Source organism: Meiothermus luteus (assembly GCF_003574085.1).
Taxonomy (GTDB): Bacteria; Deinococcota; Deinococci; order Deinococcales; family Thermaceae; genus Meiothermus; species Meiothermus luteus.
In genome coordinates this window covers 1-14,858 of record NZ_QWKZ01000067.1, presented here as the reverse complement: position 1 = coordinate 14,858, position 14,858 = coordinate 1, and the positions used below count along the sequence as shown (strand labels likewise).

At 65.6% G+C, this 14,858-nt stretch carries 13 protein-coding genes and 1 pseudogene; 1 reads left to right on the top strand and 13 read right to left on the bottom strand.

Translation table 11 applies throughout. The features are described from left to right. The 13 genes from Mlute_RS10300 to Mlute_RS10240 form a co-directional block, all read right to left on the bottom strand. A partial coding sequence (locus tag Mlute_RS10300) for an FAD-dependent oxidoreductase (RefSeq protein WP_147371066.1) occupies positions 1 to 606 on the bottom strand: 606 nt, incomplete at its 3' end. 10 nt (positions 607 to 616) lie between these two features. Further along, positions 617 to 2,956: a penicillin acylase family protein gene (locus Mlute_RS10295; RefSeq protein WP_119360570.1), complete on the bottom strand. Its 2,340-nt coding sequence runs from the start codon at positions 2,954 to 2,956 to the stop codon at positions 617 to 619. A gap of 3 nt (positions 2,957 to 2,959) precedes the next feature. Then, positions 2,960 to 3,808, bottom strand: coding sequence for a fumarylacetoacetate hydrolase family protein (locus Mlute_RS10290; RefSeq protein WP_119360569.1), 849 nt, complete (start codon positions 3,806 to 3,808; stop codon positions 2,960 to 2,962). Between the two features lie 11 nt (positions 3,809 to 3,819). Further along, entirely contained in the window at positions 3,820 to 4,560 is a 741-nt protein-coding gene (locus tag Mlute_RS10285) for an SDR family oxidoreductase (protein ID WP_119360568.1), read from the bottom strand. Then, positions 4,561 to 5,577 carry an aldo/keto reductase gene (locus Mlute_RS10280; RefSeq protein WP_119360567.1) on the bottom strand — a complete coding sequence of 339 codons (1,017 nt, stop codon included), beginning with the start codon at positions 5,575 to 5,577 and terminating at the stop codon, positions 4,561 to 4,563. Between the two features lies 1 nt (position 5,578). Continuing rightward, a complete protein-coding gene (locus Mlute_RS10275) occupies positions 5,579 to 6,886 on the bottom strand; it encodes an L-fuconate dehydratase (RefSeq protein WP_119360566.1) in 1,308 nt (435 codons plus the stop codon). A gap of 18 nt (positions 6,887 to 6,904) precedes the next feature. After that, positions 6,905 to 8,044 (bottom strand): extracellular solute-binding protein, encoded by a 1,140-nt coding sequence (locus tag Mlute_RS10270; RefSeq protein ID WP_119360565.1) that lies wholly within the window; start codon positions 8,042 to 8,044, stop codon positions 6,905 to 6,907. Beyond that, positions 8,041 to 9,057, bottom strand: coding sequence for a carbohydrate ABC transporter permease (locus Mlute_RS10265; RefSeq protein ID WP_220452075.1), 1,017 nt, complete (start codon positions 9,055 to 9,057; stop codon positions 8,041 to 8,043). Before Mlute_RS10265 ends, Mlute_RS10270 begins: the two co-directional genes overlap by 4 nt. Then, complete coding sequence (locus tag Mlute_RS10260; RefSeq protein ID WP_119360564.1) at positions 9,054 to 10,199, bottom strand: carbohydrate ABC transporter permease; 1,146 nt, start codon at positions 10,197 to 10,199, stop codon at positions 9,054 to 9,056. The genes Mlute_RS10265 and Mlute_RS10260 overlap by 4 nt, the downstream gene beginning before the upstream one ends. 87 nt (positions 10,200 to 10,286) lie before the next feature. After that, positions 10,287 to 11,762 carry an ABC transporter substrate-binding protein gene (locus Mlute_RS10255; RefSeq protein WP_119360563.1) on the bottom strand — a complete coding sequence of 492 codons (1,476 nt, stop codon included), beginning with the start codon at positions 11,760 to 11,762 and terminating at the stop codon, positions 10,287 to 10,289. 132 nt (positions 11,763 to 11,894) lie between these two features. Beyond that, positions 11,895 to 12,815, bottom strand: coding sequence for a carbohydrate kinase family protein (locus tag Mlute_RS10250; RefSeq protein ID WP_119360562.1), 921 nt, complete (start codon positions 12,813 to 12,815; stop codon positions 11,895 to 11,897). Next, complete coding sequence (locus Mlute_RS10245) at positions 12,812 to 13,465, bottom strand: transaldolase family protein (RefSeq protein WP_119360561.1); 654 nt, start codon at positions 13,463 to 13,465, stop codon at positions 12,812 to 12,814. The genes Mlute_RS10250 and Mlute_RS10245 overlap by 4 nt, the downstream gene beginning before the upstream one ends. 1 nt (position 13,466) lies before the next feature. Then, a complete protein-coding gene (locus tag Mlute_RS10240) occupies positions 13,467 to 14,486 on the bottom strand; it encodes a LacI family DNA-binding transcriptional regulator (protein ID WP_119360560.1) in 1,020 nt (339 codons plus the stop codon). Between the two features lie 217 nt (positions 14,487 to 14,703). Between Mlute_RS10240 and Mlute_RS16135 the strand changes: the two are divergent. After that, positions 14,704 to 14,858, top strand: a pseudogene (locus tag Mlute_RS16135) (IS4-like element ISTth2 family transposase); the annotation flags it as partial.

Genomic DNA, 14,858 nt, shown 5'->3' with positions numbered 1-14,858 from the left:
GGCCCCCGCGGCGTTGAGGATGACCTCGGCGTGGAGTACCCCTCCGGGGGTCCGCACCTCCCAGACCCCCTCCACCCGGCGGGCCGAGAGAAGCTCCACCCCGGTATGCACCTCCGCGCCCAGCCGCCGGGCCCGCTGCAGGTACTCCAAACAGATGCCGTGGGGGTCCACCACGCCATCCGCAGGGCCAAAGGTCGCTCCCCGAATGGGCTCCAGCCCAGGGGCCTGGGGCTCAAACGCCAGCCGCCGCTGGGCCTCCTCCAGCCCCCACACCTCCACCGGGACCCCCAGGCTCCGCTGCAGGTCCACCCCCGCCATGTGGGCCGCCCAGCGGCCTTCCGGCACCAAAAACATGTAGCCAAGGGGCCGGTAGACCGCCTCAGGCATCTCGCGGTATTCCAGAATTGAGTGCCAGGATAAAAGGACGTTGATGGCCTCGGTAAACTGCACCCGCACCCCCGCCGCGCTCCTGCCGGTGGAGCCCATCGCGGGGGCGGGGGCCCGCTCGAGCACCCCTACCCGGAGGCCCCGCTCGGCCAGTCGGTAGGCACAGGCCGCACCAACAATGCCCGCGCCCACCACCAAGACCTGGTACCCACGGGCCATGGCAACCCCCTCATTGGGGCCGAAGCTCGAGCGTCCAGCTCCGCCCCCAGTCGGAGGGGCGGGTGCTCAAGGGAATGTACTGGCCGTCCCGCCAAAGCTCCAGCAAATCGTCGTAGTGCGGGCTAAAGGGATCGGAGGACTGCCCCATGGGGTAGATAACCCGGCTGTTGTCCAGGTCGGCCAGGTCAAACAGGGTGCGCAACGAGGCCCCAGAGGTGTGCAAGAAGGTGTCCTGGTTGTAGCTGGCCACGTTCACGGTCTGAATTGAGCCCGGGGTGGGTATGGTGCGGGCGTAAAGACCCCCAATAAGGGGGAGCGAGGCCAGAGGAGAGGCGATGCTGGCCTGGTGGAGCCGGCCCCACTGCCAGCGGCTGGGGTCAGGGCCCATCCTGCGCTCGAGCTCCGCCCCCGCCCGCTCCAGGGCCAGGGCCATAAACTCGGCGCAACTTCGGATGCCCAAAGCGGCGTTCCCACACCAGTGCCCATCCTCCCGCAGGGTCTTGATAAAGGTGTAGGGAACGGGAGGATAGCGCACCCCCAGCTCATCCTCCAGCATCCGCGAAACCTCCCGGTAGTAAAAAGCAAAGGCGGTGGCCCCCACCGAGTCCAGCTCGGCCCGCAGGTCCCAGTTCCGCACCGCCTCCTGCAGCCGGCGGGCAGCCTCGCTGGCCGGGCGCAGGGCCAAAAGCCCCGGGAGCATCTCCCGGGCAATGAGGGAGTAGGTATCCACCTGCCAGCGGGCCATGTCCTCCAGGCTGGCTCGAGCTTGGCCTTGAATCAGCTCACGGATGCGCTGGGCCCGGAAAACCTCGGTGGTGTAGGTGGAGATGTCCGGCCCCCCGTGGGGCAAGACCCGGTTGTTGGCGCTGACCACGAAGCCCTCCCGCGGGTTCACCACCTGGGGAAGCCGCTCAAAGGGAACATACCCCCTCCAGTAGTGGTCAAACCCCCTTGCCGGGAAACGCCCATCCCAGTTGCGCAAGGGCACCCGCCCCGGCGCAATGTAGCCGATGTTCCCGTCCACATCAGCGTAGACGAAGTTTTGCATAGGGGCCACGTAGCGGCGCAGGGCCTCGCGGAACTCTGCGGCGTTTGTGGCCCGGTTCATGCCCAAGTAGGCGTCCAGGGTGGTGTCGTCGGGGTCCAGGCCCGTCCAGCGCACCGCCACCGCCTGGCCCTCCGAGGCCAGGGGAACCCCCGGGGTAAGGCCGAAGCGCAGAAGGGCCGGCCCCAGGTCGGAGATCAAGGGGCCATACTCGCTCTCCCGCACGGTGAAGACCACATCCGCCCCCCCCCGCACACGGATAACCTCCTGCCGCTGTCGCAAGGGCACCAGCCCCAAGCGGGTGCGGTAGGCCGAACCCTCTAGCTCCAGCACGAACAGGTCCATCACATCGGGCCGCACGTTGGTGGCCCCCCAGGCCACCCGGTCGTTGCGGCCCAGGATTACCCCCGGCACCCCCGGGATGCTGGCCCCGATGGACCGGTAGGTAGGGCCCTGCAGGTCCACCAGGTACCAAAGCGCGGGGTTTTGCAAGCGCAGGTGGGGGTCGTTGGCCAGCATGGGCTTGCCGGTGGCGGTGCGCCCCCCAGCCAAGACCCAGTTGTTGGAGCCCTGCTCGAGGGCTCGAGCCGCCAGCACAAGCCGCTCGGAAAGCTCGCTCACTCCCTGCAAGGAAGCCCACAGGCCCCAGGGCAGCGCCCCCACCCCCTTTTCCTCCTCCCGCATCCCCCGTAGGTCCTCCGGCTGTAGCACCGTGGGCCAGCCCTCCGGGTAGCCGCCCCGTAGCTCCTCAAAGCCCTCCCAGCCCACCTTGTTCAGGATGTACAGGTTGTCAATCTCGTCCTGCCAGGTCTGGCCCAGGTCGTAGGACTGGAGCTTACCCCAGGCCAGGCTGTCGGCAGGCTTCCAGGGCTCGGGGGCAAAACCCAGCAGGCGGAAGGGCAGGGGCAACTCTCCTTCCTGGATGAACCGGTTGACCCCCGCGGCGTAGGCCTCCAGGGCCTGCCGGGCGAAATCCGAGTGGTACGGCAGCGAGGCCTCCGCCGCGCGGTAAAGGCCCCAGGTGCGGAAGAAGCGGTCCTGCTCCACCAAGCCTGCCCCCAGCACCTCCGCGAGCCGGCCCTGGGCAGCACGGCGGCCCAGCTCCATCTGAAAAAGCCGGTCGCGGGCGTGCACGTACCCCTGGGCAAAAAACACATCCAGGTCCGACTGGGCCCGAATGTGCGGCACCCCCCAGCGGTCAAAGGTAATCTGCACCCGGCCGGACACCCCCTCCACCGGGCGCACCTGGACCACGGGGGCGCAGGCCGAAGCCAAGAGGAGCCAAAGAGGCCAAATCCAGCGCAAGGTCTAATCCTCCTCCGCCACCACCCGGTGCCGCTGCTCGCCCAGCCCCTCCACCCCCAAGCGGACCACCTGGCCGGGCCGGAGGTAGACGGGTTCGGGCTTCTGACCCAGGCCTACCCCCGCTGGAGTACCGGTGGCGATGATGTCCCCAGGGTGTAGGCTCATAAACTGGCTGACGTAGCTCACGAGCTGGGCCACGCTAAAAATCATCTCACGGGTGTGGCCGTTTTGGTAGCGTCGGCCATCCACCTCGAGCCAAAGCCGCAGGTTCTGCGGATCGGGCACCTCATCCCGGGTCACCAGGTAGGGACCTATGGGACCAAAGCTGTCGCAGCTCTTGCCCTTGTCCCACTGGCCACCCCGCTCGAGCTGGAAAGCCCGCTCGGAAACATCGTTGACCACACAATAGCCCGCCACATACTCCAGGGCCTCGGCCTCGGAGATGTAGCGGGCGGTGCGCCCGATGACCACCCCCAGCTCCACCTCCCAATCGGTCTTCTGAGAACCCCGGGGGATCACGATGGGGTCGTAAGGACCGGATATGGCGCTGGTGGCCTTGAGGAAAACCACCGGCTCCTTGGGGTAAGCCGCACCGGTCTCCTCGGCGTGGTCCTTGTAGTTCAGGCCAATACAAACGAACTTGCCCACCCCACCCACACAGGGCCCCAGCCGGGGCCGGCCCGGCACCAAGGGCAGCCGCGTGGGGTTTAGCCGGGTCAGGCGGGGTAGGAGCCTCTTCAGAACAGGCCCCTGGATGTCAGGGACCACCCCCGACAGGTCACGCAAGCGCCCCTCGGCATCCAGCAGCCCGGGCCTCTCCTTCCCTTTGGGACCATAGCGCACAAGCTTCATGTCCTCCCCCCTCACATCGCCCAGCCGCCGTCAATGAGGTGCACCGCCCCGGTGGTAAAGGCCGCCTCATCGGAGGCCAGGTAGGCGGCCAGGGCCGCCACCTCCTCTGGCCGGCCCACCCGGCCCATAGGCTGGCGGGCCACGAACGCCTGCCGGACCTCCTCCTCGCTCTGCCCGGTGCGGCGGGCCTGTTCCACCACCCGGGCCCGCCAGGAAGGGGAGTCCACGGTGCCTGGGCAGATGACGTTGGCCCGGATGCCCCGGGTCACGTAGTCCGCCGCCACCGCCTTGGTCATCCCGATCACCGCGGCCTTGGTGGCGCTGTAGACAAAGCGGTTGGGCACGCCCTTGATGGAGGAGGCCGCGCTGGAGATGTTGATGATGGAGCCCCCTCCTTGCTCCAACATCTTGGGGATGACCGCCCGCATGGTCCAGAACATTGAGCGCACGTTCAGGTTGAAGCTGAACTCCCAGTCCTCGTCGCTGCACTCCAGAATGGTGCCGTGGTGCACATACCCCGCGCAGTTGAACAGGATGTCCACCCGGGGTAGCAAGGCCACCAGGGCTTCAATCTCCGCTCGGTTCAAGACGTCCATACGGGCCTGCCGGCAATCCAGGCCCCGCAACAGCTCGGGGTGCAGGTCGGTGGCCACCACCTCGGCCCCCTCGGCGATGAAGCGTTCCGCCGTGGCCCGGCCTATCCCCTGCCCAGCCGCAGTGACGAGGGCCAACTTTCCTTTCAAGCGCTGCATTTAGTCCTCCGGTGTGGGAACCTCCATAGGCAAAAGCCCCCCGGCCTTCAGGTCCTGCCACAAAGCCGGGAGTATTGGGGTCTGAAACATAGCCACATTCTCCTCCAGCTCCCGGTCTGAGCGGGCCCCGGTGAGGACCGAGACCACCGCCGGGTGCCACAGTGGGAACTGGATGGCCGCAGCCTTGAGGGGCACCCCGTGCCGCTCGCAGACCCGTTGCAGGGCCAGGGCCCGCTCAATGAGCTCTGGGGGGGCAGTGGTGTAGTTGTAGGTGGTCCCGGGGGACGGGTTGGCCAGCAGGCCGCTGTTGTAAACCCCTCCCACCACCACCCCAATCCCCTTTTGGACACAAAGCGGGAGCAGCTCCCGTAGGGCTCCTTGCTCCAGCAGGGTGTAGCGGCCGGCAACCAAAAGCAGGTCAAAGTCGCCGGCTCGAGCGAACTCCAAAAGCCAGTCGGTGTGGTTCATCCCTACCCCGATGGCCCGCACCACCCCCTTCTGGCGCAGCTCGAGAAGGGCCTTGTAAGCTCCCCCCATCACCTCGACCACGCTGCGGTTGTCGGCGTCGGGGTCGTGGATGTAGAGAATATCCACCTGGCTCATCCCCAACCGCTCTAGGCTTTCCTCGAGGGAGACCATAACCCCCCGGTAGCTGTAGTCGTAGACCTGGGCGAGCTGGGGCACCCCCTTGAAGTAGGGCTCGCCCCTGGGGTCGAGCTGGCTGGGGTGCAGCGGACCTGGGCGCAGAAGCCGCCCCACCTTGGTGGAAAGGAGGAAGGCCTCCCGGGCCTTCTGCCCTAAAAAGGCCCCGGTACGCCGTTCGGCCACCCCGTTGCCGTACTGGGGCGCAGTGTCAAAGTAGCGCAGCCCAGCCTGCCAGGCGGCCTCCAGGGTGGCCTGGGCCTGGGCCTCGTCCACTGGGGCGAACAGACCCCCTAGGGGGGCTGTACCCAGACCCAGCCGGGTAAAGCGCAGACCGGTCTTGGGGTGAAGCTGGATGGCATGAGGGCTGGGCATGCTAACCTCCTAGCCGGCTTTTCCAGTAATCCCCATCCGGGTAGCGGTAGGCCTGGCGCGAGGCGGGCCAAATCTCGGCGCTGTAGCCAGGCCTTTGGGGCAGCCGGTAGCGGGCCTGCTGGAGGACCACCGGCTCCACAAAGTGCTCGTGCAGGTGGTCCACGTACTCCAGGTAGCGGTTTTCCAAAGCGCCGGAAACGGCGATGTAGTCTATAGCAGAAAGGTGCTGCACATACTCACACAGCCCCACCCCTCCCGCGTGGGGGCAGACCGGCACCCCGAACTTGGCGGCCATGAGCAGGATGGCCAGGTTCTCGTTGACCCCGCCCACCCGGGTCGCGTCAATCTGGCAGAAGCCGATGGCCCCGCTCTGCAAAAGCTGCTTGAAGACCACCCGGTTCTGTACGTGCTCTCCGGTGGCTACCTGGGTACCGCTGCCCTGGAGGGCCTTTTGCAAGGCCAGGTGGCCCAGGATGTCGTCGGGGCTGGTCGGCTCCTCAACCCAAAGCGGCCGGTAGGGCAGGAGCTGGCGCACCCACGCCAAGGCCTGCGGCACATCCCAAACCTGGTTGGCGTCCACCATCAGGTGCCGCTCCCAGCCAATTTCCTCGCGCACAATGCGGCAGCGCCGCACATCGTCCTCCAGGCTGCGCCCCACCTTGAGCTTGAAGGCTGTAAACCCTTGGTGGAGGGCCTGTCGGCACAGCCGCCGAATCTTCTCATCTGGATAGCCCAACCAGCCCACGCTGGTGGTGTAGGCCGGGTACCCCTCCCGCAGGAGCTGGGCCTCCCGCTCCGGCTTACCTGGGGCCATGCGCCGAAGGTGTTCTAGGGCTTCCTCCGGGGTCAGGGCGTCGGTCAGGTAACGAAAATCCACGCAGCGCACCAGCTCCTCGGGGGTCATATCCACCACCAGCTTCCAAAGGGGCTTTCCCTGGGAGCGGGCCCAAAGGTCCCAAACCGCGTTGATAACCGCTGCGGTAGCCAGGTGCATTACGCCCTTCTCGGGCCCCAACCAGCGGAGCTGGGAGTCGCTGGTGATGTGGCGGTAAAAGCCCCCCATGTCCTCGGTGAACTCGGCCAGGGCATGGCCCACCACCTGGGGCCTAAGGAGCTGGATGGCCGCGCAGACCAGATCGTTCCCGCGGCCAATGGTGAAGGTCAGGCCGTGCCCTTCCAACCCAGCGTCGGTCTTCAGGACAACGTAGGCCGCTGAGTAGTCGGGGTCGGGGTTCATGGCGTCGGAGCCGTCCAGCGAAAGCGAAGTAGGGAATCGCAGGTCAAGGGTCTGAAGCTCGGTGATGCGCATGACTTGCCTCTTTTGTCTTTAGAACTCGGCCTCCGCGGCCCGCTGGCCCTCGAGGTCTATCCGCTCCAAGGTGCGCTCAGCGTCCTGCTCCCCCCTAAGAAAGGCCCGCAGGTTCTGCCAGACCACCCCTTCAACCTGGGGGTAGCGGGGGTGCTTAGGGGGGAAGCAAGCGTGCTGTAGGGCCGCTTCCAAAAGCTCCCAGCGCTGGGCGGCTAGGCTCCCCGGCGGAGCCTCGGCTCGAGCGGCCGCCAGCGCATCGCGCCGGGCCGGGAAGGTGCCCTGACGGGCTTCCAGAAGTTGGGCTTCCCTCGAGGTCAGGTGGCGCAACAGGGCCAGGGCCAGCGGGCGATCGGCGGTCTTCGCGGCCAAAGCGAAGGTGTGGCTTCCAGCGTAGATGGCCCGCCGCACCGGTCCGGATGGGTAGAGGGCTAGGCCCAGGCGGTCGCGGATGGGGCTTTCCAGGTAGCGGTGGAAGCTGCCGGGCCAGTCGGTGGTCAGGCTGGCCTTCCCAGCAGCGAAGCAGGCCGTCACCTCGTCAAACTCCCACTCGGTAAGGCCAGCGGGGGCGGTCTGGTACAAAGCGGCCAACACCGAAAGGGCCCACCGGGCGGCTTCGTGGCGGGCCCGGGGCCGCGGGGGGTCGGCCTCATAAAGGTAGTGGCCGGCGCTCCCGCACAGCTCAAAAAAGTGGCCGAAGAGGCCCGAGCCCTTCCCGGGAAAGACAAAGCCATAGGGGCGCTGGGCCCGGGCCATCCCCACCAGGGCCTCCCAGGTTTCAGGAGGGCTTTCCAAGCGGTCGGTGCGGTAGTGTAGGAGCTTCACGTCCAGGTTCCGAGGCAGGCCATAAAGCTGCCCCTCAATCCGGGCCAACTCCAGGGCTCTAGGGTCAAAAACCGCCAACTCCTCCCGGTCAAACCACCCGTCCAGGGGCTGCAACCACTGCTTCTGCGAAGGGGCAAATTTGGAGTGGGTGGAGAGGAGATCAAACCCCTCCCCTCGGGAAAAACCCTCGGCTATCCGCCGGTTCAGGTCGGCGTGGTTCTGGGCCCGCACCAGCTCAATCTCCACCCGCTCACGCTCGGCAAAGGGACCGATGGTCGTGTAGAGGCGGTCGTACATCGGACCGCCCACCACAAGCACACGCAGCCGGGGCTTCATCCCTTCACCGCCCCCACAATCAGGCCCCGTTCAATGTACCGCTCGAGCACCAAGGCCAGAAGCACCACCGGCAGAATCATCAGGATGATGATGACCGACATGTACCACCACTCCGTACCCCGGGTTCCGCTCATGGCCGCCACCATCAAGGGCATGGTCTGGCTGTTGGCCTTGGACAAAAACAGCGCCAGCAGATACTCGTTCCAGGAAAACACCAGCAAGAGCAGAAAGGTCGCCACCAAGCCCGGTGCGGCCAGGGGGAGCACAATCGTCCAGAAGATGCGATAGCGGCTGGCCCCGTCAATCTGGGCGCACTCCTCTATGTCTGGAGGGATGTTCTGAAAGTAGTCCCGCATCAGCCAGACCGCGATGGGCACGTTGATCACGGTGTAGCTGATGATGAGGGCGGTTCGGGTGTCCAAAAGACCAAGCTGCTGGAACAGCAGGTAGATGGGGATCACCACCACCACCGGGGGCAGAATCCGGTTGGAGATGAGCCACAAGGCGATGTCGTCGTTGCTCAGGTGCCGGCGGAAACGCCGCCCTAGGGTTTGCAGCCCCAAGATAAAAACCGCGAGCCCCAGCCCCACCGCCGCCGGCCAGGGAACCCCCAAGGCCACCAACGCCACCACAAACCCCAAGCAGGCCACGAACAGCACAACCGCCCCCACCCGGGGCCGGTACTGGAAGCGGGTCAGGGCGTAGGCTGCGCTGGTGCCTAGGAACAAGGCCAGCAGAGCGCTGCTGAGGGCCACCACCGCGGTATTGGCGTAGGCCCGGCGCACGTCTGGGCCCAAGGTGCCCAGCACGTACTCCCAGGCATGCAGGCTGGGCTTGAAGTCCACCCAGGGTAGGTAAAAGGGGCCGCTGTTGACGTCTATGGGCAGCTTGAAGGAGGTAATCAGCAGCCAGTACAGGGGGAAAAGCACAAAGACCGAGGCCAGCCCCAGAGCTAGATAGCTGAGCCCCACCTGCAGGGGGGAGGGGGCCAGGGGGGAGCGACGGCGCCTCATACCTGCCCCCTGGCCCGGGGCAGCACCCAGGCCGCGTACAGGCTCGTCACCAGGCTGACCAGAAGCATCAGCAAAAAGCCCAAGGCCGCAGCGGTACCGATGTCCAAAGTGCGCCAGGCAAAGTAGGCGTGCAGGGTGATGGACTCGGTGGCCGTGCCCGGGCCGCCGTTGGTGAGGATGTTGGGCAGGTCCACAATCTTGAACCCCTCAATCAGCCGGATGAGCACCAAGGTCGCACTAGCGGGAAGGAGGTAGGGAAAGATGATGTGGCGGAAAATCTGCCACCGGCTGGCGCCGTCCACAGCGGCGGCCTCCACCTGCTCCTGGGGCACACTCTGGAGCGCGGCCAGCAACACGATGAAGGCAAAAGGCGTCCACTGCCAGACATCCCCAATCAGAACCGCCAAGCGGGCCCCCCAGGGGTCGTTAACCCAGAAAAAGCCCCCCCAACCCAGCGCCTCCCAAAGCGGCACCAAGGGGCCCTTTCCGGTGTCGGTCAGCATCCGAAACATATAGGCCACCCCAATCGGGGTGATGGCCAGCGGTAGGATGAAAAGTACCCGGAAGAACCGGGTTCCCGGCAACCGCTCGGCACAAAGCAGGGCCAGCCCGAGGCCCAGCAGGTACTGCAGCGCCGTACCCACCAACACGTAAAAAAGCGTGGTCTGCAGGGTTCCCATGTGGGTTCCAGGCCACAGCCGGCTCAGGAAAAGCCAGGCGAACCCCAGCAGCAGAAGGCCCCCCAGCAGCGGCTGGCCCAGCCAGGTCCAGACCGGTCTTCCGGCCCGGTAGCGGCGGTACATGACCACCCCAATACCCAAGGCCAAAAGCCCCATCACCCCCATCACCCAGCCGATGGCCCCCGGCTGGCCCAGGAAGTGAATCTGCTCGCTGCCCAAAAGCACCTTCCGGTAGTTGGCCAAGCCCACGAAGCTGAGCTCCAACCCCCCGTCGCTAAAGCGCAAGCGGGAGAGGGAGCTGTAAAGCGAGCCCACCAGGGGGAAGAGCACAAAGGCCAGGATGACCAACACGGTGGGCAGCAGGAAGAACGCCGAGGCCTGCCGCTCGAGCCAGGCCACCAACCTGACCCAAACCCCTTCCCGCCTGGGCGTCGCTTCCTTCAATCGGACACGCTCTCCCATACGAACTTCCCTATCCAGGGCCCCACGGGGGCGTATTCCTCAGCAAAACCCCGTGGGGCGCCTTCCTGACTCCTTGCCGCTATCCGTTCAACGAGCCCCGATGCCCAAGGAGGCCAGGTACGCCTGGAGCTGCTTCTGACGGCCCTCGGCGTTGGTGATTTCCTCCCAGCCGTTATGAATCTGCTCTTGGGCCTGGGCAATGGTGAGCTGCCCGGCCAGGTACTCCGAGAGCACCCGGTCCAGCACCACCTGCTGGTACTGCTGCGCCTTAGGAATCCGCAGGTCAAGCACCATGTTGGGGCTGTTCAGGCTTTGCTGGATGGCCCCCAGGTAGTTGCGGGCGCCGGCCTCGCTAAAGCCCGCCGCCACCCAGTTTTGGATGTCGCGGAACTGGGAGATGCGGTAGGGGTTGAACCCCGTAATCCCAATGGTCACGTCCTTGTTGGCCTGCGCAGGCTGGCTCATGTAGCTAAAGAGGGCATAGGCCACATCCTTTTTGGGGGCGGAGACCTTGGCGTTGATGCCTCCCGACCACCCCCCAAAGGCCGCGTAAGGGGCGTGGTTAACCCCATTTATGGCATGGGGGCAGAGCTGCGGGGTGCAGTTCACCAGGTTGCCGGTGTTCCGGTCCAGCACCCGCCGGCTTCCAGGCAGGATGACCGCCCCCACCAGGTCCTTGACCTTGGAGGTCTGGGGGTCTATAGAGAGCGGCCCGATGTCGCCCCAGTCAATGGAGAGGGCACAACGCCCACTGGTGAACAGCCCGCGGGTGTCCCCCACATCCAGGTTGAGCTCATCGGGAGGGCCAAACCGGGTGGTTTCCTTGTAGACCCTGAGGGCCTCGGCAAAGGCCTGGTTCTTGACCAGGGGTTGCATGTTGCGGGTGTCAAAGAAGGCCCCTTGACGGGTTCCCTGGCTTTGCACATAGCCCCCCAGGATGCTCATGAACATCCAGTAGCTCTGGGCGTTGCGCTTCTTGGCGATGCAGCTACCGAAATCCGGGCGGCCATCCCCGTTCATGTCCCGCCCGTGGGCCCGCTGGGCGATGTTGAGGTAGTCGTCCCAGGTACGGGGCGGCTGCAGGCCGAGCTGGCGCAGCACATCGGTGCGGTAGTAGACCATCTGGAAGTCGCCGTCCAGGGGAATGGTGAGGATTTTCCCACCGTACGTGGCGCTGAACTCCCGGAAGAAGGGCGCGATGTCGTTCCACTGAATGGCGGTGTCCGCGCGCACCCGGGCGGTTAGGTCTTCCATGATGCCCGCAGGGGCAAAGTCGGCCATCCACTGGGGGGCAAAAATCCAGGCATCGTAGCTATTGGTGCCGGTAGTGGCGTCGGTCAGAATCTGCTGGTAGAGGTCGGAGAAGGGCACCACGGTCACGTTGACCCGGGCCCCAGTGGCCCGCTCAAAGGCCGCCGCGTGACGGCGCAGGGGCTCGGCGATCTGAGGACCGGTGAAGGTGAGCACGTTGATGCTCACCCCCTGGAAGCGGCCCTGCTGGGCCAGCGCAAAGGAGAGGAGAAGCACCAAAAAGGTCCACCACCTCAAGGATTTGTTTATCATGGAGCTACCTCCGCTGGGGAGAGATTTGCCTAAGGCCGAATCGCTTCCGAAATTCTGCGGGGTTCCCAAGGCCGGCGTGGCCCTTCGGTCCATCGTTGGCGCGCTGGCTCGGAGGCCCCGCCGGGCTTGGGTTTATCTCACCTCCTCCTGCCAAGGTGGGTCGGCCCCTGCCCGCGTGCAGGTCAGGGCCGCCACTTTTGCAGCAAAGGCGAGCAGCCGCGAGAGCTGCTCGAGGTCTAGCTCGAGAAGGGCCGGCCGGCTCGCCACACCGGCCCGGTACAGGCCAGCCAAAAGACCGGCCATAAAGGCGTCGCCGGCCCCCACGGTGTCCACCACCTCTACCCGGGGGGCCTCCACCCGCACCTCCTTTCCATCCAAAAGGGCCAAGGCCCCCTCGGCCCCCAAGGTGACCACCACCAAAGCCGGCCCCAGGCGCAGCCACGCCCGGGCCACTTCCAAGGGCCCCTGGCCAGGATAGAGCCAGGCTAGGTCGGCTTGGCTGACCTTGACCAGGTCCACCCGGCCCAGCCAGCCCCGAAGCCGCTCCTCGTAGGCAGATTTGTCGGGGATGAGAAAGGGGCGCACATTCGGATCAAGCGAGATGGGCCGACGGCCCATCTCCCGCTCCAACAAGGCCTCTAGGGTATCCGCGGTGGGCCTCAGCAAAAGGGAGATGGAGCCCAGGTGCAGCCAGGCCCCCTGGGGCAGTTCCTCCGGCAGGTCCTCCACCCTAAGCAGGGTGTCGGCGGTGTTCTGGCAGTAAAACGCGAAGCTCTCACCCTGCGCCCCAGGGGTCACCAGGGCCAAGGTGGTGAGTTCGGGGCCCTCCACCGTGTAGCGAAGGTCCACCCTGCTGCGCTTTAGGTGGGCTTTTAGAAGCTGGCCGAAAGCGTCGGTGGAGAAGCGCCCCAGGAAGGCCACCGGCACCCCCAGCCGCCCAAGGCCTAAGGCTACGTTGTAGGGGGAGCCGCCCGGATGGGGGCTGTAAAGAAGCTGGCCCCGCTGGTTCAGGGCTTTGAGGTCAATTAGGGCTTCACCGGCCACCACCATCATAGGCTGGCTCCCTCCATGGCCTGTTCAAACTGGCGGGCCGCCTCCAGGGTTAGGGGTTCCTGGAAGAGCCGATGGGCAACCTGCAGGGGCAGGGTAATATGGCACACCCCCCTTTGGGCCAGGGCCACCACATCGGCAACGCTACGAACCGAGGCGGCCAGAATCTCCGTTTTAGAGCCAATCCCCCTCAGCGACTCGGACATCCTGCCGATGGCCGCATAGCCGTCCTGGCCCGAGTCGTTAATCCGGCCCAGGTAGGGGGCCACAAAGTCCGCGCCCACCGCCGAGGCCAGGAGGGCCTGGTGGGGCAGGTAAGCGGCGGTGATACAGACCCGCACCCCCTCCAGGACCAGCCGCCCAGCCGCACCCAAGCCTTCCCAGGTGGCCGGCAGCTTGACCACCACCCGGCCATCCAGGCCAGCCAAAGAGAGCCCACAGCGGTAGAGGGCCTCAGCGGAACCCCCCCAGGCCTGGAGGTAAACCTCCTTGGCCCCCGCTTGAAGAACGGCTCGAGCGAACCCCGGCAGCCCAGCCGCCCCCAGCCCCGCCTCCTGGAGGAGCAAGGGGTTGGTGGTGACCCCGTAGAAAACCCCGGTGCCCAGTAGGGGTTCCAACTCGCTGAGGCGGGCAGAATCCAGATACAAGCGCATATCAGTCCTCACGTGGCCTGGCAGTGGAGTGGCGGATGAGCAGCCGGGTCTTGAGCCGAAGAATACGCCCCTCGGCAGGAGCCTTCTGGCGCAGTAAGGAGACCAAGGTCTCGCAGGCCAGGTAGCCAATCTCGTAGGCCGGCTGGGCCACCACGGTAAGGGCCGGCTCCATGAGCTGGGCCCAGCGGGTATCGTCAAAGGAGACCAAGGAGATGTCCTCCGGTATACGCAAGCCCAGGTCGCGAATGGCCTGAACAGCCCCCGCCGCCATCTCGCTGTTGCCTACGAACAAAGCGGTGGGGCGTTCGGGGGCGGGAAGCCGCAGGAGCTGCAGGGTAGCCGCGTAACCGCCCTCCTCCTTGTGGTAGCCGTTGGCCACCAGCCTCTCGTCAAGGGCAATACCCGCGGCCTTCAGGGCCTGGCGGTAGCCCTCGAGCCGCTCCTGAGCGGTGGTGATGACCGGCTCCCCGGTGACCATTCCGATTCTGCGGTGCCCCAAGGAGATCAGGTGTTCCACCGCTTCTCGCGCCCCTAGGACGTTCTCCACCAGCACCGCGTGGACGCCGGGGGTTCCGCTGGTGCGGTCCAGCTCTATGATGGGCATGCTTCCCGCGCTGCGCAGGTTGCGCAGGTGCTGCCGGGTCTTGGCGGTGGGGACGATAAGCAACCCTTCGGGCCAGTGGCTTTGCAGCTCTTGCAGGTAGCGGGCCTCCTTCTCCGGCTGTTCATCGGAGTTGAAGAGGAAAACCATATAGCCGTGCTTCTCGGCCGCATCCTGAACGCCTTTGGCTAAGGTGGCGTGGAAAGGAGCCAGGATGTCGCTCACAATCAAGCCCAGCAGCCGGCTTTGCTGCTTGCGCAGCCCGCGGGCCAGCTTGTTGGGCTGGTAGCCGAGCTGACGGGCAGCCTGCAAAACCCGTTCCCGGGTCTCTGGGGCCACCAAATCCGGCTTGGTCAGGGCCCTGGAGACGGTGGAAGGGGAAACCTGGGCGGCTCGAGCAACATCGGCGATCTTGATCATAGTCTGCAATCGTTGCCAAGCTGTGGCGGACTAGAAGCCTGGGTTTTGAACAATCCTAGCAATGACTAGTGCAACTTTCTATAGACCGCTTTTGACAACGATTGCAGTTAATTTTTCACAGCCGGGCCACTTTGTCAATACCTCCTGTCCCTGACCTCTCATCACTTTGTTCCGTAGGGACTTGACAGGCGGAAATAAAGAGGGGGGTTGGTAAGGTATGCGAACCAAAACCCCCCTCCTGCAGGCTACCACAACCTGGGTCTACACGGTCTTCCGGTCCCTCAGGAAACCCGCGCGCACCAACCTGGCCCTCTTCCTCTCCGCCCTCCTCTCCGGCCCCCTAGACCCCACCCTCTCCGACCTCGCCCGCAG

What these genes read in the sequence shown, in the direction of transcription:
- Mlute_RS10270 (WP_119360565.1), bottom strand. Translation starts at nt 8,044, where the DNA reads ATGAAGCCCCGGCTGCGTGTGCTTGTGGTGGGCGGTCCGATGTACGAC.
- Mlute_RS10250 (WP_119360562.1), bottom strand. Translation starts at nt 12,815, where the DNA reads ATGATGGTGGTGGCCGGTGAAGCCCTAATTGACCTCAAAGCCCTGAAC.
- Mlute_RS10260 (WP_119360564.1), bottom strand. Translation starts at nt 10,199, where the DNA reads ATGGGAGAGCGTGTCCGATTGAAGGAAGCGACGCCCAGGCGGGAAGGG.
- Mlute_RS10290 (WP_119360569.1), bottom strand. Translation starts at nt 3,808, where the DNA reads ATGAAGCTTGTGCGCTATGGTCCCAAAGGGAAGGAGAGGCCCGGGCTG.
- Mlute_RS10240 (WP_119360560.1), bottom strand. Translation starts at nt 14,486, where the DNA reads ATGATCAAGATCGCCGATGTTGCTCGAGCCGCCCAGGTTTCCCCTTCC.
- Mlute_RS10245 (WP_119360561.1), bottom strand. Translation starts at nt 13,465, where the DNA reads ATGCGCTTGTATCTGGATTCTGCCCGCCTCAGCGAGTTGGAACCCCTA.
- Mlute_RS10285 (WP_119360568.1), bottom strand. Translation starts at nt 4,560, where the DNA reads ATGCAGCGCTTGAAAGGAAAGTTGGCCCTCGTCACTGCGGCTGGGCAG.
- Mlute_RS10275 (WP_119360566.1), bottom strand. Translation starts at nt 6,886, where the DNA reads ATGCGCATCACCGAGCTTCAGACCCTTGACCTGCGATTCCCTACTTCG.
- Mlute_RS10265 (WP_220452075.1), bottom strand. Translation starts at nt 9,057, where the DNA reads ATGAGGCGCCGTCGCTCCCCCCTGGCCCCCTCCCCCCTGCAGGTGGGG.
- Mlute_RS10255 (WP_119360563.1), bottom strand. Translation starts at nt 11,762, where the DNA reads ATGATAAACAAATCCTTGAGGTGGTGGACCTTTTTGGTGCTTCTCCTC.
- Mlute_RS10280 (WP_119360567.1), bottom strand. Translation starts at nt 5,577, where the DNA reads ATGCCCAGCCCTCATGCCATCCAGCTTCACCCCAAGACCGGTCTGCGC.